The sequence below is a fragment of the Planococcus chinensis genome, from assembly GCF_020071995.1.
Taxonomy (GTDB): domain Bacteria; phylum Bacillota; class Bacilli; order Bacillales_A; family Planococcaceae; genus Planococcus; species Planococcus chinensis_A.
Genome location: NZ_JABWTK010000020.1, coordinates 1 through 17,869, shown reverse-complemented (window position 1 = coordinate 17,869; position 17,869 = coordinate 1). Strand labels below are relative to the sequence as shown.

Below are 17,869 nucleotides of genomic sequence, written 5' to 3'. Positions count from 1 at the left end.
ATGTATTAGGCACGCCGCCAGCGTTCGTCCTGAGCCAGGATCAAACTCTCCATTATAGAGAACCGATTGCTCAAATTCTGCTGGCGTCTCGCCGTTCCGAAGAACGCGCGAGTCGCTTGATCTGGCACTGCCTGATCAGTAAGTTGTGCGCGGGCCGTTTTGCGCGGCCGTTGCTATTGTTGACGTTTTGCTGTTCAGTTTTCAAGGTTCAATAATCAGTCGCTTCAAATTCAGCAACTTTATTAGTTTACTTCATCCTTCAGTTCGTGTCAACTCTATCTTTCAAGTTTTAAATGAAAGTATTTTTTTCACTTTGTTTCCCTGAGGACATGTACTAATATATCAAGGTTCTCGATATAAGTCAACAAATTCGAGAAAAATAATAAATAAATATTAACCGTTTACATTTTTTATTATAACAGAATATTCGAAATATAAAAGTTACAAACTTGTTACAACTTTGAAAGGAAACTGTTCCTTTACATTCTAAGTGTTGGTGATTTTCCCTAGCTTCTCCTTTTTCTATTTCCCCCTGCTTTTCACTTCCCCTTTTCAGCTTCCTTCTATAGTATACGATTACTGCTTTAAAGAACGCTCAAAATTCCCAAGGCATCACACTAGATTTCCTAAATCTAAATCACGTTGACTGCATTCGTTCACTTTTCCTTTTCTTCTATATAATAAAAAGCCCGCCATTGAATCTGGCGGGCCTGGAATTAAGCAATGAAGATAAAATAGAGAATGAAAATAACAAACAGTCCGTACATGATCGGGTGAACTTGCTTGGCCTTGCCTGCCGTAACCATTGTGATCGGATAGAAAATAAATCCAATGGCAATTCCTGTTGCGATGCTATAGCCAAGCGGCATTGAAATCATCGTCAAGAATGCTGGAACGGCAATTTCGAATTTCGACCAATCGATTCTTCCTAAAGCCGAAACCATCAGGACACCAACAATGATTAACGCTGGGGCCGTTACCGCGCTTGTGATCACTTCGAGCAGCGGATAGAACAGAATCGAAATTAAGAAAAGCAAACCTGTGACGACGGCAGCAAAGCCTGAGCGTGCTCCCGCGGCAACACCTGCGCTCGATTCAATGTAAGAAGTTGTCGTCGATGTTCCGAAGATTGCTCCACTGACAGTAGCAACTGCATCAGCAAGAAGCGCTCTTCCTGCGCGCGGAAGTTTATCATCTTTAATCAAACGCGCTTGAGTCGCGACAGCAACCAATGTTCCTGCCGTATCAAAGAAGTCAACAAACAAGAAGGTCAAAACGATTACCAGGAATTCAATATTCATAAGTGAACCAAAATCGTGAAGAATCGGGTCCAGCGCTACACCGAATGTAGGAGCCATACTCGGAACGTTAAAATCTACAATAGCGCTTGGCAATTCCACTACTTTAAAAATCATGCCAACTGCAGCAGCAATGATCATCCCGAAGAAAATTCCGCCTTTGACGCGGCGCACCATCAGGATGACGGTCACTACCATGCCGAAAATCGCAAGCAACGTAGAAGGCACCGCTAAATCACCAAGTCCCACCATCGTCGCTTCATTTCCGACAATGATTCCCGCGTTCTGAAGTCCGATAAAAGTAATGTAAAGTCCAATACCCGCTCCGACCGCTAATTTCAAGTCGTTCGGAATGGCATTAATAATTCGTTCACGAAGCCCTGACAGAGAAAGAACAATAAAGATTAAGCCAGAAAATAAAACGCCTGTCAAAGCAGTTTGCCAAGGAATGCCATACGTTAAGATAACCGTGTAAGCAAAGAATGCATTCAATCCCATACCCGGCGCAAGTGCAATCGGATACTTGGCGATGATCCCCATCATTAAACACCCAACAGCTGCAGCAAGCGCAGTCGCCATAAATACCGAGCCATAATCCATATACATTTCAGCAGGCAGATCCGGTACGGAACTTAATGTAAGTGTGAGCGGGTTAACGACTAAAATATAAGCCATCGCCAAAAATGTTGTTAATCCCCCGATGATTTCCCGGCGGTAGTTAGTTCCCAGTTCCTCGAACTGAAAATACTTTTTCATGTTATTTTCCTCCGTGTGTCGTCGCGATAATGCTAAAACATAAAAAGCACACACAGCTTCATGCCGTATGTGCTCGATTTATCTCTTCAACTCAATCTTCATTGAAGAGTGCCCGGTTTATTAAACGAACGGACAAAAATCGTAGTCGAGTCATTTACGGTAACTCGGTAGAAACTTTCGGGCCATATTCCCGACATTATACGACAACGTTATTTAATTTCTATCGTAATATAACATGATTTTTTCAATCTAACAAGTCTAAAACCGAACGTTTTTATATTTTTTCGCTTTATAGTTCGTCAAAAAGAAAAAACTGCACTTCTTATAAAGAAGTACAGCTTCATTTTTATTTTATTCCCACTCAATTGTTGCAGGTGGCTTGCTCGTAATATCATACAGGACGCGGTTGATATGCGAAACTTCGTTGACTAAACGGACGCTGATTTTCTCCAATACATCCCAAGGAATGCGCGCCCAGTCAGAAGTCATGCCATCAATTGAAGTGACAGCGCGGATGCCGATTGCGTAATCGTACGTACGGGCATCGCCCATGACGCCGACGCTGCGGATATCCGGAAGAACCGTAAAGTACTGCCAGATGTCCCGGTCAAGTCCGGCTTTGCTAATTTCATCACGCAAAATCCAATCGGATTCACGGACGATTTCCAATTTCTCTTCCGTTACTGCGCCCATGATGCGAATGCCAAGGCCCGGCCCTGGGAATGGCTGGCGCCAAACGATTTCATCCGGCATGCCAAGTTCAGTTCCCAGTACACGCACTTCATCTTTGAATAGGGTATTTAAGGGTTCGATCAATTTAAACTGCATGTCTTCTGGAAGACCGCCGACATTATGGTGCGACTTGATAGTTTGTGCAGTAGTCGTCCCACTTTCAATGATGTCTGTGTACAGCGTACCTTGTGCCAGAAAGTCCATGCCTTCCAATTTGGAAGCTTCGTCATCAAATACATAAATGAATTCGTTGCCGATGATTTTCCGTTTTTGTTCCGGATCGGTTACTCCGGCAAGCTTGTTCATGAAACGGTCGCGTGCGTCGATTTTGATGACGTTCATGTGGAAACCGTCAGCGAAAGTTTTCATGACGCTTTCTGCTTCTCCTTTACGAAGAAGGCCATGGTCAACGAACATACAAGTCAATTGGTCGCCGATCGCCTTATGGATCAAGACAGCCACAACGGAAGAATCAACGCCGCCGCTTAATGCGCAAAGAACTTTTTTGTCGCCGACTTCTTCACGGATTTTTTCAATTTCCAGTTCGATGTAGTTTTCCATCGACCAGTCATCGGTCATGCCGCAAACATCAAATACGAATTGGCGCAGCAACTCATTGCCGTAAATCGAGTGGCGGACTTCCGGGTGGAATTGAACACCGTAGAAACCGCGTGACTCATCTGCCATCGAAGCAATCGGGCAGCTTGCGCTCGTGCCGATTACATCAAATCCAGGAGGCGCTGCAGTGACCAAATCGCCGTGGCTCATCCAGACAATCTGTTCTTCCGGCAAGCCTTTGAACAAGGCGCTTTCTTTGGTCAATTTCAGTTCAGCTTTTCCGTATTCACGGTTTTGGGCTTTTTCAACTTTGCCGTTTAAATGCAACGCCATCAATTGCATGCCGTAGCAGATCCCTAAAATCGGAAGACCCATTTCAAAAATCGCATCATCTACAGAAAAAGCATTTTTATCATAAACCGAATTCGGGCCGCCTGAGAAAATAATGCCTGTTGCGTTCATTTCTTTGATTTCTTCTGCAGTAATGGTATGCGGGTGCAATTCACTGTAAACTCCAATTTCACGAATACGCCGTGTAATCAATTGGTTATACTGGCTTCCAAAATCCAAAACCACAATTTTCTTTTGCTCTTTTAACATCGGACTTGCTGGCACACTCTTCACCTCTTCTATTCAATTCAGGCCTCAAAATGACAAAAGAACGCGGAAAAGGATTCCTCGCGTTCTTTTGCTCTACATCAAAAAGGCGAATGCACATGTCTGAACGCATGCGTCATCCACCTTCATAGTCAAGTCATTTCCGGGGACTTGGTAGAGACATCTGGTCCATATTACCAGACATATATGAGGGCACTTGTACTTTTAATTTTCTCAATTGTACAAGCTAGCCCGACCAAAATCAACCGGTTGTCTGTTTGATTAAATTTTCCCAACTTTCCTGCAACTCCCGCCATTCAATGGAATCCTTACGCCCGCCATAGATTGACTGCTCATAAGCATTGGTTAGGCGGGTCATATCTTTTGTTCCAAAGAATGAGTCGATATAAGAAGCATAAGCTTTTAAGGTCTGCCCTTCGTCCCTTTTTATCCCATATAATTCCAGTTGCTTCAAAAGCCGCAGATAGGCTTTTTCGAATGTTTCGGTATCGCCGCTGCGCAATCGGTAATAAGGAATTAAGACACGGGGCAGCCATTTATGGCGGAATTTATAGAAAATCGCCGCCAGTACACCAAGGGCAATCGCCCCCCAACCGATTTTGCTGCTGTTTTCGTCAAGGAACGATTGAAAACGGCTCCAGATAGACGGACCGGCATTCTGGTCTGCAGCTGCTTCATCTTCTAGTTCTTCAGTCGGCGGAGGCTCTGGCCGATCAGGCATAGTAGCTTCATCATCTTCAGCGGCATCCACTTCCACATCAAACTCAACGGCAGAAGAACCTGTAAATCCGATGGTCGGTTCAAACAGCATCCAGCCGACTCCAGGCATATAAGCTTCTACCCAGGAATGGGCATTGTTATTGGTGATTTGGTAAATATCTGTGTCATCTTTCGTCTCCACGATTTCCCCTTCATTAAACCCTTTCACCCACCGGGCTGGGATATCCAGAGAACGCAGCAGGACGACCATCGATGTGGAAAAGTTATCGCAATAGCCTTTTTTCGTATCGAATAAAAATTGATCGACGTAATCCTGGTCTTCGTCCGGCACCGGGATATCCTGCTGGCTGTATTCAAATCCGGCATTGCTGAAGTACCTCTCGATGTCCCGTGCTTTATCGTAGATTGTAGTTGAACTGGCTGTTATTTCTTCTGCCAAATCCCGTACCCGCTGCGGCAGCTCGGCCGGCAACTGGCGATAACGGTCAAATTCGGCCGGCAGTTCCGCCAAATCTTCCCGGGAAGTTTCACGCAATGCCGTCAAACTGAAAGTCGGCTCACTGAACGTGATTTCGTATACTTCCGGTTCAAAAACATCGCCTTGCTGATAGGTTTCAATTCGCTGGTCTGCCGTATTGTATTGATAATCCAAATTTTCATCCATTACAACCGATTCAGTCCCATAAGGATACAACACAAAAGGGAAATCCTGATCCATCGACAGGAGCGCAGTTTCTTGCATTTCCGGGTCTCCCGGCGTGAAATCGGTCGCAATAAAGTCCCCGTTTTCATACAGGAAAGAGTCGCCGATATTCTCCGTCAGTTCCCAGCCTTTTGTCGTATAAATGTCTTTTGACTCCACTTTCCAGTACTGTCCGCTGGCAACTTCCGCTTTAAATACCGGGGAGCTGTCGCCGATGAACGAACCGCCCAGCTGTGAATCATTCACTCCATAGCCGATTCTTCCGACTGTACCGCCCGGCCCGCTTCCCGCTCCGCTTGAAAAAGACGTAATATACGGAACAGGATCCGGCCACACAGGGCCGGATTTCGGCAAATAAAGCGCCACGGCCGTAGAACCCGCAATCATGATAAACAACGGAATGATTGCCGCTGCAATTTTTTCGCTGCTCAGTTCTATCCGGTGCCGCTCGGTCCATCTAGCCAAATGCAGAAGGCCGGCCAGCAATAAGCCAATGACCATAATGCGGATAATGGCCGTATTTCCTGTATAAGGGCTGAATGTATCTAAAACGGCAATAAAAACCACCGTCAACAAATAAAACAGGAAAATGCTTAGACGGAAGCTCACCCAGTAATGGATCAAGTAAACAGCCATCCATAACAGCGCGAAAAATAAAAGCGTCCGAAAAACATCGGTCGTGTTCGCCCAGTTTTGCGAAAAAAGAGCAGCTAGATTGATTTTCAAATCTTGCCAGACAAATGCAATGGCGTCGCCGGTGAAAAACACTTCACCCGTATACACGTAAACGATAAACCATAAAACATAGAGCAATTTCAACGGCCCCGAAATCCACCAGGAGACTTTTAATAAGGACATTCCAAGCGCCATTGCAATAAAAATCAAAAACAGCGGTTTATATGCAGTAGCCGTTAAAGTCATGACCGGCGTCAGCCATTCGGCCAGCAGGAAAAAGACCAGAATGTACAGCCCTGCCATAAACCATATATTTTTCCTTATGGAAGTCATTTGCCGTTCACCTCCGTAAATACCGATGAAAAATTATCCGGACTGACACGCTTCACAGTAAAACCTTTTGAACGGGCAAATTGATGGGCAGCTTCTTCCTGAGGAGAAGGGCGTTCTCCTTTATGGGCAACAACCAAACACATGCACGTATTCAAGTGCTTCACATTTCGCTGAATGGCTTTCACCATCTCAATGGTTAAATGGCTGGTCACATACAAAAGGCTCGAGGCCTGGATTTTCTGGAGTTCACGCCCCCCTGCATCTTCAGCAGGTTTCTGCAGATCGGCCTGGACTTTTGTTAAATGGTACATGATCCGATGCAGATGTTCTTCGGTCTGGATAACCGGAAAATGATTGCGGGTTTCGCCAATCGATAAGTAAGACACACTTGAATTGGAATGCACAATCGACTTAAGAATAGAAGCCACCAATTCCACTTGAATTTCGAATTTCTCCGAAGGCCGCCGGTCATCCATCAAAAACAGGTCCTGGGACTGACGGTCTTCAAATTCCTTCGTGCGCATTGTCTGCGTCCGCGCAAATGACTTCCAGTGAATCCACGAAACCCGGTCGCCCGGATGGTAATCCCGGATGCCGGTAGCCATGGTCGTATCTTTGACCAGCGTAAACGGCGCAGCCATTGAGCCGTGATCGTATTTGGATTCCATCGGCCGATAAATAATGTCTACGGTATTGGGATAGACGAGTACTTTTTGCTGCAGCGGCACCAATCTGCTTTTGCGGACCCAGCCGAAGAAATCGGCTATTTCAATTTGAACGCCTTCCAAAACATGTTCTCCCCGCGGCATATGTTCAATCTCATATGTCCATGAATAATTTTTCCGAAATCCCGGAACGAACATTTTCTGATTCATGCCGGCAGTTTGTTTTTGTAATGCGGGAGAATGGGTCTTTTCAGTAAGGACTGTATAAAGCAAAGGAAATCGGAGTTTTCTTCGCATATGAATGGTCGCAGAAAAACTGCTTCCTTTTCGCACTTGGGCGGTATGGATATCACGGGATAATTCAATATCGCTTAGAGGGTAAAATGTCAGCAACACGGAATATAAAGCAAAAGGCAAAGCCATATAAAAAATGAACCAGCTGACAAATCCGCCTTGAAACATGGCAAACGAAAATGTCAGCAAAAGGAGGCCCAGGACAAAAAGCAGCCTCCCCCATAAATTTATAAATTCTTTCGCTTTGTTCATTGGCCGACTAGCCTTTGAACGGGAACTCGGGTTTTCGCCAAAATACGGTCTGTGATTTCTTCAGCCGTAACTCCATCATAACGCGCTTCCGAACGCAGCATGATGCGGTGGCCAAAGACAAATTTCGCCAAATGCTGCACATCATCCGGCGTCACAAAATCCCGGCCTTTAAGCATAGCGTAGGCTTGGGAAGCTTTCATCAAGGCAATAGATCCCCTTGGGCTCACTCCCAAATACACATAAGGGTCAATTCGGGTTTGTCTGGCTAAATCCACGATATAGCTTCGGATGGTCTCATCGACATTGATCCGCTTCACTTCTTCCTGCAATTTCAACAGCTCCTCAAGCGTCATGACCGGCTGGAGTTCATCAATCGGCGCAGAAACCTGGGAGCGGTTCAACACTTCCATTTCCTCGCGGGAGCTTGGGTAGCCGATTTTGATTTTCAGGAGGAAACGGTCCAGTTGTGCTTCCGGCAATGGATAGGTCCCTTCATATTCAATGGGATTTTGAGTAGCCATAACGAAAAACGGTTTCGGTATGTGCTGAGTTACGCCGTCAATCGTGACGGAAGCTTCTTCCATCGCTTCTAGCAAAGAGGATTGCGTTTTAGGGGAAGTCCGGTTTATTTCATCGGCCAATACGATATTGCCCATAATCGGTCCTGGCCTGAAATGAAACTCCATGTCTTTCGGATTATAGATGGAAACGCCTATAACATCTGACGGGAGCAGGTCAGGAGTGAATTGAATCCGTTTAAAATCAGCGCCGATGGATTTCGCAAGCGCTCTTACCAACATCGTTTTGCCGACCCCGGGTACATCTTCCAGCAGTACATGCCCTTGGGAAAGCATAGCTACGATGCTTAATTCGGCGATATGGCGTTTGCCGATAATCACTTTTTCTATATTGTCAATTACTGCATTCAAGCGGTCTTTAGCATTCATCCTGATTCCCCCAGTATATAGATTCGCGTATTTTAAATTGTCGAAATCTTATCATAAGCATAACGAATTTATATAATTTTCTCAACTGTCTGTAACTTTTATAAGGACTTTTTCCGCAAATAAAAAACAGAGCTCAAGAAGACAAGCTCTGTTTTGTTTAGATTATTTCCAGAAATCATCAAAAATCGTGATCGGCAAATGGCGTTTATGCTGGGAACGCAAGTAATAGCCTTCCAATTTTTCCTGTGCATCTTGCGGAATTTTCTTGCCTTCCAAATAATCATCAATCATGTCATAGGTGATGCCAAGCGCCACTTCATCCGGAATTGCAGGTTTATCCTCTTCCAGATCGGCTGTCGGAATTTTCGTATACAAATGCTCCGGCGAGCCAAGTTCTTTCAACATCGCCCGGCCTTGGCGTTTGTTCAAGCGGAACAACGGAGTCAAGTCGGCAGCCCCGTCGCCGAATTTCGTGTAGAAACCGGTAATCGCTTCAGCTGCATGGTCCGTCCCAAGGACAACCGCATTGTGCATGGCTGCAGCTGAAAATTGTACTTTCATCCGTTCACGTGCTTTTTCGTTTCCTTTGGCGAAATCCGTCAGCTCAATGCCTGCAGCATCCAGGGCGCGTTTGCTAGCATCCACCGCTTCTTTAATATTGACTGTATACACTTTGGTCGGGTCGATAAATTCAATGGCATCCTGCGCATCGTGTTCATCAAACTGTTGCCCATACGGCAAGCGGATTGCATAAAAGCCGTATGCAGCTTCACCCGCTTCTGCGTTCAATTCGTCAACCGCCATTTGCGCCAGCTTTCCGGCTAAGGTCGAATCCTGACCTCCGGAAATGCCTAAAACAAATCCTTTTAAAAACGGATGCTTCACCAAGTATTCTTTTAAAAATGAAACCGTTCGTTCAATCTCTTCTTTCGGATTTATGGAAGGCTGAACTTTAAGTTCTTCAATGATCGTTTTTTGCAAATCTGACATGAATACTCCCCCTTATTTTCCTGTAAGTTGTTGAATTGCGTCTTTCACTTCCTGGATATTGCGCATCTTGTTGTCCCAGCACTTCTGGCTTAAATCGACTGGGTATTCCTCCGGATTTAATGAACGTTTGTATTCGTCCCATAACAGCTCCAGATTCTTCGCTGCAAATGCCTGCATTTCCTGGACAGAAGGATTGTCATAAATAATTTTTCCGTCTGCCACGACATGGCGGTGGATATTCACCGCATCAAAATTGGAAACAAATTTTGAGACATAAGTATGGACCGGATGGAACATTTTCAGATGATCTTCTTCAGCAGGATTTTCATCCTGCATCGTAATGTAATCACCTTCTGATTTTCCATTTTCCCTGTCTATAATCCGATAAACGTTTTTCTGTCCTGGGGTAGTGACTTTTTCCGCATTGCCGGAAATTTTGATGGTATCTTCCATTTCGCCGTGTTCGTTTTCAATGGCGACAATTTTATATACTGCGCCAAGCGCCGGTTGATCGTAAGCTGTAATCAGCTTTGTCCCGATTCCCCAGGAATCCACACGGGCTCCCTGTGCTTTCAAGTTTAATATCGTGTATTCATCCAAATCGTTGGAAACGACAATTTTGACATCCTGGAATCCGGCTTCATCCAGCATTTTCCGGGCTTCTTTCGACAGAAAGGCAATATCGCCGCTGTCCAGGCGGATGCCTTGGAAATTGATTTTGTCTCCCAGTTCTTTCGCTACCCGGATTGCAGTCGGCACACCGGATTTCAAGGTATCATATGTGTCCACAAGGAACACGCAGTCTTTGTGGCGTTTGGCATACGAATGAAACGCTTCGTATTCATCCTTGTAAGCCTGGACCATGGAATGGGCGTGGGTCCCGGCAACCGGAATGCCGAATCGTTTGCCTGCCCGGACATTGCTCGTTGCTTCAAGTCCGCCGATAAACGCAGCTCTTGTTCCCCAAATGGCCGCATCCATTTCCTGCGCACGCCGCGTACCAAATTCCATCACCCGCTGTTCCTTGACAATCTGCTTGATGCGGCTTGCTTTTGTGGCAATCAAAGTTTGGTAATTCACGATATTTAAAAGAGCAGTTTCGATTAACTGGGCTTCTACTAGAGGAGCCTCGATCCGGATCAGCGGTTCGTTTTGGAAAACCAGCTCGCCTTCCAGAACAGAGTAGACGTTTCCTGTAAAACGCACTGTCCGCAAATATTCGATATAGTCTTCTTTGTAGCCGACTTCATCTTGAAGGTACGCAAGGTCGCTTTCAGTGAAACGGAAATCTCTCAAATAATCCAAAACACGTTCCAGCCCGGCAAAAATGGCGTAGCCATTGCCGAACGGCAGCTTCCGGAAAAAAAGTTCAAACACCGCTTTTCGTTCATGCATGCCGTCTGCCCAATAAGACTCGGACATATTGATTTGGTATAAATCGGTATGTAAGGCTAAGCTGTCATCTGAGTATGTTTTCTGCATAAAAATCTCCTTCTTCCGCATTGTTTAATTTTTCTTATTATACCCCAATAGTCATGTTTCAAAAAACAAATCCTTATAGCGGCTAATTAGTTGACTGCATTTCAGAAATGTGAGATACTAGTTTAGTTAACAAAGAGGTAACGGATATATTTTGATAATCTGGCATTCTACAACAATGTTTTTGAGAATACTTATTCACACTGGCGCGATTTCAGGATCGCAAGGACGTAAAAGAAGGTAGGGTTTACGTTGCTTAAGTTAGAAGGCACCCAGTGGAACTATGACCGCGGCACTGAAAGAAAGAACTTTCAATGGAAATGATTCCCCCGATGAAACGGGTTGAAAAATTGAGTCAAAAATAAATTAATGTTACCTTGCAAAATCAAAGGGATGCCCTCAAATCGAGGGCATCCCTTTTCCAATTCTTTTATTAATTTTTCACCGGAACTGTCGCTTCCGTTTGTTCCCGGTTCAAGTAATCAGTCACCGCTCCTTTGGAAGAGCAAGTCACATTGTGCGCATATTTCCCGAGCACACCTTTCTTATGCAGCGGCGGAGCCACCCACGCGTTACGGCGTGCTTCCAATTCTTCTTCTGAAACATCCATCGTTATTTCCTGAGTATCGGAATCGATTGTAACGATATCCCCTTCTTTCAAAAGAGCAATCGGTCCGCCGACTTGCGCTTCCGGAGCAATATGGCCAACCACCAGTCCGTGCGTGCCGCCGGAGAAACGTCCATCTGTCAACAAAGCGACTTTTTCGTCCATGCCTTTTCCGACAAGAATTCCTGATATCGACAGCATTTCCGGCATTCCCGGCCCGCCTTTTGGCCCTACATAACGGATGACCAACACATCGCCGTCGTTGATTTTATCTGCCATTACAGCAGCTGTTGCTTCCGGTTCGTTGTCAAAAACGCGTGCCGGCCCTGAATGGCGTTTCACTTTAACGCCCGACATTTTGGCGACTGCGCCCCGCGGCGACAAATTCCCTTTTAAGACGATCAACGGACCGTCTTTGCGTTTCGGCTTGTCGAATGGCATGATCACTTGCTGGCCTTCCAATAAATCCGGTGCCTCTTTCAAGTTTTCCGCCAAGGTTTTTCCAGTCACCGTCATACAGTCGCCGTGCAAGTACCCTGCTTCAAGCAACACTTTCATTACGGCTTGTACACCGCCTACACGATGCAGATCCTGCATGACGTATTTGCCGCTCGGCTTTAAATCAGCGATATGTGGCACCGTTTTTTGGATGCGGTCAAAATCGTCAATCGTCAAATCGACTTCTGCCGCATGCGCAATGGCCAATAGATGAAGGATGGCATTGGTTGAACCGCCAAGCGCCATCACGACGGTAATAGCATTTTCAAACGCTTCTTTCGTCATGATGTCTTTCGGGTAAATGCCTTGTTCCAGCAAATTGTAAACAGCCGCTCCTGCAGCTTCGCAGTCCGCTTTCTTGCCTTCTGTTTCGGCAGGATTTGACGAACTGCCCGGCAAACTCATGCCCATCGCTTCTGCAGCAGACGCCATTGTGTTCGCCGTGTACATGCCGCCGCAAGAACCGGCGCCCGGACAAGCCGCACATTCAATTTTGCGGAGAGCGCCGTCGTCGATCGTACCGGCGTTGTGCTGCCCTACCCCTTCAAACACCGACACAATGTCAATGTCCTGGCCGTTGTTTCTTCCCGGCGCAATTGTTCCGCCGTAGACAAAGACCGCCGGAACTTCTGAATTTGCAATGGCAATCAAACAGCCCGGAATGTTTTTATCACAGCCGCCGATTGCGACTAAGCCGTCCAAACTTTCCGCCCCTACCACGGTTTCAATGGAATCGGCAATCACATCACGGCTTGAAAGCGAATATTTCATCCCTTCCGTCCCCATTGAAATCCCGTCCGAAACAGTGATCGTATTGAAAATCATCGGCTTTCCGCCAGCTTCTGCCGCCCCTTTTTTTGCGCTCACTGCCAAATCATGAATATGTATATTGCAAGGAGTCACTTCGCTCCATGTACTTGCTACGCCAATTTGCGGCTTGGTGAAATCATCGTCAGAAAAACCTACTGCCCGGAGCATGGCACGGTTTGGCGCTTTCATCGCCCCTTCGAACACTTTACTATTGATACGCAAATCTTTTGTCATAAGGCATCTTTCCTTTCTTTTAACTCATTATAGAGAAATATTAAAACAATTCAATGAATTTCAAATTTTTATCCTCATTTAATTTTAAATTGTTAAAAAAATTTCATATGTAAGCCTTTTCATTTACAGATATATGCAAATATCATTCTTTTACCATTGGAACTGCCACTTACATAAAAAAGTGCTATACTACTCACAGTTATGCTTCATTCGAGATATTCACAGCGAACAAGCACGGGAGGTATATTTTTGATCATCAGAAAAGCATTCATTCATGAATACGAGGCCATCAAAAAGCAGCGGCTGGCATCGTATGAACCTTTTAGCCAGATTATCCCTGCCGGTCATTGGGAAATATTAAAAAACACCTTAACTTCCGAAAACGTTAAAAACTCCGATGCAGAAGTTTTTGTTGCGGAAATCGATGGAACGATTGCCGGAAGCATTGTCTTATTCCCTTCTCAATCGCAGGCTTATGAATGGGATACAGCGGCTCTTGAATTTCCGGAAATCCGGATGCTTGCGGTGGATGCAAATTTCAGAAGCAACGGAATTGGCAAAGCGTTGGTTGAGCATTGCATAGCCGCTGCCAAAAAACAAGGTTATCCGTTCATCGGCTTGCATACCGCTCATTTTATGGAAAGTGCCATTCGCTTATACAAGCAAATAGGATTCAGCCGGGTTCCTTCTCTCGACTTTGAACCTCTGGATGACGGCATCATCGTGAAAGCTTTTCGGCTCAATTTAATGCATTAAAAAACCAGCAGCTGCATTTTTGCAGCTGCTGGTTTTTTAATTGAGTCATCTTCTACGAGAAGTTTTACAATGATTCATCTTTGATAAAAGGATTTTTCCATTCCATCAATAAAGCATAGTTGTGCGATTCAGCGTCCTCCAGATAATCGGAAACAAGCGACAACGGCGTCCGGCCGCAGCGGAGCAAAAAAGTGATGACCGGATCTTTCAACTTGCCGCTGATCACTTGGGCGACGTACTGTTCAGCGGTCAGTTCATTCGTATATTTGTGGTAGCCTGAGATTCTTCCTCCGCCTAGGAGCCGGTCCAATCCGTAATGGACTACATGCTCATACATTGACTGCATCATCATCTTGCCTAAATCGAGCTTGCGGAACGACGGTTTGACGCATAAGTCTGCAATATACAGCGTTTTTCCATCGGGCTTGTGATTGCCAATCGAGCCATTGTCCGTCACTTCTTCCCAGGTGTGCTGTGGATGCAGTGGATCAAAGTCGACCAGCAGGCTGGTCATCGATCCCGCAATTTCTCCGTTCACTTCCACGCAAATTGCGCCTTCCGGGAAATGCTTCAAATGGCTGGCCAATTGCTCTTTTGTCCACCACAAGTCTTCTGGAAACGGCGGCGGAAAACTTTCTTCCTGAACAGCAATCAATCCGGCAAAATCTTCTTTCTTGTAATTCCTGACAGTAGCCAGCACCGGTTCATTTTCTTTGAAAACATACTGTTTTTTCCTGTACATCCCCTTCCCCGTCCTTCCACTTATCATTTCTTTCTATTATAAGCAAACCTTTTAAAAGATCTCATTTAAAGGCTCTTTTACAATGCAAAAAGGCTTCCAGCCAGAATGACTGAAAGCCTTGATCGTACGTTTTTTGCTTAAAGCGGCGGCAAGATGTGAGGCGCTGCCATTGGCAATGCGACAGCAGCAATCATCGCTGCTGTCAGGATTGTTGCGAATAAGTTTTTTCCAGTCTTCATAAATATTCACCACCGTTTCGTTCATTATAAGTGCGGTAGAAATGCGCTTTCTCCCACTCTTTATTCCGCTGATAATAATCGATAAGTTCAGCGGCAACTTTTTTCCCTTCTTTTATATAACCATTTTTTCTGAAAAATGGAAACATTTTCTCCTCACAATAGGTCCAAAGGTCCTCTTGGGAAACACTTCGTTTCTCGAAATAGTTTGCGTATATGCGAAAGTATTCATCTGAAGGTTCTTTTGCCAATTCCCGCAATTCATTGATTAAAGGGATGACTTCAGTGGAACTCTCCACTCTTGCTTCCAGCAGACTGACAAGTACCGCTTTATAGAAATAAGAATTTTTGGGAACATTTTCTTTTAATTCATGTAAAAGTTCCGTGGCTTGCTGGTAATCCTCTTTTTGCTTCAGCAATTCCACAAAATTATATAAGGTCTGGTAATACAGATCCTTTTGTCCGGTCAAATGGGCGTTCCGCTTTAATACTTCGTAAATGCCGCCGGCCTGTGCCAGCAAATTCCGTCTTGTATAATTGATCGCCAGCAACAGTTGGGCATGGAGCAGACGGATGTAATTATGGTGAAGCTGGTAATACTGGGCCGCTCTCTCCGCATAATGGGCAGACACTTCAAAGCGGTCATGCAGAATCAGCAGGCGTGCTTTCTGGTAATAATACTCCCCTTCAAACTTTTGGGGAATGCTTTGGATGCCCTTATCCAGGTCCTCCAGATAACGGAGCGATTCTTCTGTCTTGTTGAGCATCGTGTAATAAAGTGACTTAAAAAACTGATGAAGCCATTTTTCGGGTGCGGTGAAGGAGCCTTCCAGCCTTTCAAGCAAATGCTTTTGCCGATCCGCTTTGGCTTGATCGTTCTGGTAAATGTAATAACGGAATTTATACAGTTCATATTGATTCACTAAGTCTATAGATTGGATATAATCATTTTCCTGTTCGAGCTGGCTGTATTGCTTTTCCATAGCAGCCAAGTCGTAATGCAAGGAACAATCGATGAATTCTCCCAATTGCCGTTCCAAGCGTTTATAGCGGTCAACTTCTTTTTCCCATTGAACGCCCATTTTCACCAATAATGCCTGAATCGTCGATTCATGGGGACTATAGGTATTGGATTCAATTTTACTCAAATGCGAGATGGAACAAATGCCGTCTGCCAATTGTGACTGAGTTAGATTGTTTTTGGTACGGTAATACTTGATGACAGATCCGATATTCATATGCTCACCCTTTTTGTCTAGATAAAAAAATATTAACATAAAAAAACAATTCCAGCGAAAGCTGGAATTGTCTTTTTAAGAAGATCAGCGTACGCGGGCAAATCCGAATCCGGAAGCATAATCGTCGCCAACTGCGGCGCCTGAACCGGAAAGGATGTCGTATGCTTTAGCACGCTTCTGCAATTCAGCACGCAATTGCGTGTTGCTCGCGGAAGTGTTTGTTGCCCAAATCTTCGCAGCCAATCCTGCTACGTGAGGAGTGGCCATTGACGTTCCGCTGATTGAAGAATAGCCGCCTGTATACCAAGTGGAGTAGACAGAAGAACCAGGCGCTGAAATTTCTACATCGCCTTTGTTGATCACGTAATCACCATCTGTAGAGCTATAGCCGCGGGAAGAATAATCCGCTACGCGGTAAGTGCCGTTTTGGATTACGTTTTCAAGAGCTGCTACAGCTACTGCGTTTTGCAGCGCACCCGGGTAGCCGATCGATCCTTGGTATGGGCCTGAGTTTCCAGCTGCAGCGATAACAAGCACGCCTTTGCTGTATGCATAGTTTACTGCATTTGTGATCAAGCTGCTTTCACCAGCAGAACCAAGGGACATATTGATGACCACTTTCGTGTTTAAAGCAGTTGCCTGATCTGCAACGTGGCGGATGGCAGCAGCGATGTCATCTGAATAGCCGGAACCGTCGTCACCCAATACTTTATACGCCCATAGATCAGCAGACGGTGCAACTCCGTATACGCCTGAACCTGTGCCGCCATTAGCTAAAGCTGAACCGGCAACGTGTGTCCCGTGCCCTTGGCGGTCAACACATGAATTGTTCACCAGTGTCGTAGCGGTAGTGAAATCTTTGCACTGTTCAACGTTATTTCTCAAATCGGTATGGTTTACATTGACTCCTGTATCCAGCACCGCAATGTTGATTCCTGCACCGCCGGTCGGTTTAGTCAATGTGCTGTCGTTGTAAATCGCTTTGATTCCCCACGGTACAGATTGAGAAGCTGCCATTGTGGAGTATTTTGCTTCCGGCTTCGAAGACGTTTCTTCAATCGAAAATTCCGGAACTTTTTCAACGGTCAGGTTTTTATTTTTTTGAAGCGCTTCAAATTGTTTAGCGTTCATAGTGGTAGTAAAGCCTTCTGAATTGAAGTTGCGGTGGACACCGTACTTGCCTTTGGCATTTTTCAATTCATTTTGATTTGCCGAATCAACAAGAACGCGGAATGTTTCATTTCCTTGCTGCTGGGCCGTTTCCCCATTTGCTGCACTAACGCCCATTGCCGGTACTAGCAAAGTAGCTGTCAGCATTACTGATGTTAAAAACTTCGCCGATCTCTTCATCGTTCAATCCCCTTTACCCTTATGATTTTTAGGCACTCAACACCACGTGCAGCGTCCTGCAGCAGCCTGACCGCTTCTGCTCGAGAAGCTATGCCGTACATTTAAGTTATCAGATAATGAGGGATTGCGTAATTGGGAAAATCAACAGGTTTTTTTAGAAAATTAAAGAAGTTAGTTCTTTCGATATACGCATATTGGCGTAGCTTTTATTTAATAAGAAGAAATAAATAAAACCACTTGAGAAAAGTGGTTTCTAGACTAACATAATTAAATGGGACAATATAAAACACCTTCGAGATGGTACACTTTTAATAAGTACACAAATCGGAGGTGTTTTTGCATGAGCAAAAACGTATATTCAAGCGAAATTAAATGGGC

General features: G+C 45.1%; 13 protein-coding genes and 2 riboswitches. Of the genes, 2 read left to right on the top strand and 11 right to left on the bottom strand.

Annotated elements, in window-relative coordinates:
- Nucleotides 1-215 (top strand): hypothetical protein (locus tag HU147_RS18905; RefSeq protein ID WP_224077644.1); only part of this gene is annotated, 215 nt, incomplete at its 5' end.
- 501 nt (nt 216-716) lie between these two features.
- Here the strand turns inward: HU147_RS18905 and HU147_RS18900 are convergent.
- From HU147_RS18900 to ilvD, 8 genes are all read right to left on the bottom strand, one after another.
- The gene (locus HU147_RS18900) at nt 717-2,054 is read right to left on the bottom strand and encodes an NCS2 family permease (RefSeq protein ID WP_224077643.1); all 1,338 of its coding nucleotides are present in this window, start codon (nt 2,052-2,054) and stop codon (nt 717-719) included.
- A 122-nt stretch (nt 2,055-2,176) separates the two neighbouring features.
- Nucleotides 2,177-2,278: riboswitch (purine riboswitch) on the bottom strand.
- A 127-nt stretch (nt 2,279-2,405) separates the two neighbouring features.
- Nucleotides 2,406-3,944: a glutamine-hydrolyzing GMP synthase gene (guaA, locus tag HU147_RS18895; RefSeq protein ID WP_224077642.1), complete on the bottom strand. Its 1,539-nt coding sequence runs from the start codon at nt 3,942-3,944 to the stop codon at nt 2,406-2,408.
- A 126-nt stretch (nt 3,945-4,070) separates the two neighbouring features.
- Nucleotides 4,071-4,172: riboswitch (purine riboswitch) on the bottom strand.
- A 31-nt stretch (nt 4,173-4,203) separates the two neighbouring features.
- Nucleotides 4,204-6,363: a DUF4129 domain-containing transglutaminase family protein gene (locus HU147_RS18890; RefSeq protein ID WP_224077641.1), complete on the bottom strand. Its 2,160-nt coding sequence runs from the start codon at nt 6,361-6,363 to the stop codon at nt 4,204-4,206.
- Nucleotides 6,364-6,389: 26 nt separating this feature from the next.
- Nucleotides 6,390-7,604: a DUF58 domain-containing protein gene (locus tag HU147_RS18885; RefSeq protein WP_224077640.1), complete on the bottom strand. Its 1,215-nt coding sequence runs from the start codon at nt 7,602-7,604 to the stop codon at nt 6,390-6,392.
- Nucleotides 7,601-8,551, bottom strand: coding sequence for an AAA family ATPase (locus tag HU147_RS18880; protein ID WP_053168194.1), 951 nt, complete (start codon nt 8,549-8,551; stop codon nt 7,601-7,603). The genes HU147_RS18885 and HU147_RS18880 overlap by 4 nt, the downstream gene beginning before the upstream one ends.
- A 162-nt stretch (nt 8,552-8,713) precedes the next feature.
- Nucleotides 8,714-9,541, bottom strand: a complete 828-nt coding sequence (gene nadE, locus HU147_RS18875) for an ammonia-dependent NAD(+) synthetase (RefSeq protein ID WP_224077639.1) — start codon at nt 9,539-9,541, stop codon at nt 8,714-8,716.
- Nucleotides 9,542-9,553: 12 nt separating this feature from the next.
- Complete coding sequence (locus tag HU147_RS18870) at nt 9,554-11,023, bottom strand: nicotinate phosphoribosyltransferase (protein WP_224077638.1); 1,470 nt, start codon at nt 11,021-11,023, stop codon at nt 9,554-9,556.
- 430 nt (nt 11,024-11,453) lie between these two features.
- A complete protein-coding gene (gene ilvD, locus HU147_RS18865; RefSeq protein ID WP_224077637.1) occupies nt 11,454-13,169 on the bottom strand; it encodes a dihydroxy-acid dehydratase in 1,716 nt (571 codons plus the stop codon).
- Between the two features lie 249 nt (nt 13,170-13,418).
- Between ilvD and HU147_RS18860 the strand changes: the two genes are divergently transcribed.
- Nucleotides 13,419-13,925 carry a GNAT family N-acetyltransferase gene (locus HU147_RS18860; RefSeq protein WP_224077636.1) on the top strand — a complete coding sequence of 169 codons (507 nt, stop codon included), beginning with the start codon at nt 13,419-13,421 and terminating at the stop codon, nt 13,923-13,925.
- A gap of 64 nt (nt 13,926-13,989) precedes the next feature.
- Here the strand turns inward: HU147_RS18860 and HU147_RS18855 are convergent, their stop codons facing one another.
- The 3 genes from HU147_RS18855 to HU147_RS18845 form a co-directional block, all read right to left on the bottom strand.
- On the bottom strand, nt 13,990-14,667 hold the full coding sequence (locus HU147_RS18855) for a GNAT family N-acetyltransferase (RefSeq protein WP_224077635.1): 678 nt from the start codon (nt 14,665-14,667) through the stop codon (nt 13,990-13,992).
- A gap of 235 nt (nt 14,668-14,902) precedes the next feature.
- Nucleotides 14,903-16,141 (bottom strand): helix-turn-helix domain-containing protein, encoded by a 1,239-nt coding sequence (locus HU147_RS18850; protein ID WP_224077634.1) that lies wholly within the window; start codon nt 16,139-16,141, stop codon nt 14,903-14,905.
- 84 nt (nt 16,142-16,225) lie between these two features.
- Complete coding sequence (locus HU147_RS18845; protein ID WP_224077633.1) at nt 16,226-17,491, bottom strand: S8 family peptidase; 1,266 nt, start codon at nt 17,489-17,491, stop codon at nt 16,226-16,228.
- Nucleotides 17,492-17,869 lie beyond the last annotated feature (378 nt).

What these genes read in the sequence shown, in the direction of transcription:
- HU147_RS18900 (WP_224077643.1), bottom strand. Translation starts at nt 2,054, where the DNA reads ATGAAAAAGTATTTTCAGTTCGAGGAACTGGGAACTAACTACCGCCGG.
- HU147_RS18880 (WP_053168194.1), bottom strand. Translation starts at nt 8,551, where the DNA reads ATGAATGCTAAAGACCGCTTGAATGCAGTAATTGACAATATAGAAAAA.
- HU147_RS18890 (WP_224077641.1), bottom strand. Translation starts at nt 6,363, where the DNA reads ATGGCAGGGCTGTACATTCTGGTCTTTTTCCTGCTGGCCGAATGGCTG.
- HU147_RS18870 (WP_224077638.1), bottom strand. Translation starts at nt 11,023, where the DNA reads ATGCAGAAAACATACTCAGATGACAGCTTAGCCTTACATACCGATTTA.
- HU147_RS18885 (WP_224077640.1), bottom strand. Translation starts at nt 7,604, where the DNA reads ATGAACAAAGCGAAAGAATTTATAAATTTATGGGGGAGGCTGCTTTTT.
- HU147_RS18855 (WP_224077635.1), bottom strand. Translation starts at nt 14,667, where the DNA reads ATGTACAGGAAAAAACAGTATGTTTTCAAAGAAAATGAACCGGTGCTG.
- guaA (WP_224077642.1), bottom strand. Translation starts at nt 3,944, where the DNA reads ATGTTAAAAGAGCAAAAGAAAATTGTGGTTTTGGATTTTGGAAGCCAG.
- HU147_RS18850 (WP_224077634.1), bottom strand. Translation starts at nt 16,141, where the DNA reads ATGAATATCGGATCTGTCATCAAGTATTACCGTACCAAAAACAATCTA.
- nadE (WP_224077639.1), bottom strand. Translation starts at nt 9,541, where the DNA reads ATGTCAGATTTGCAAAAAACGATCATTGAAGAACTTAAAGTTCAGCCT.
- HU147_RS18845 (WP_224077633.1), bottom strand. Translation starts at nt 17,491, where the DNA reads ATGAAGAGATCGGCGAAGTTTTTAACATCAGTAATGCTGACAGCTACT.
- ilvD (WP_224077637.1), bottom strand. Translation starts at nt 13,169, where the DNA reads ATGACAAAAGATTTGCGTATCAATAGTAAAGTGTTCGAAGGGGCGATG.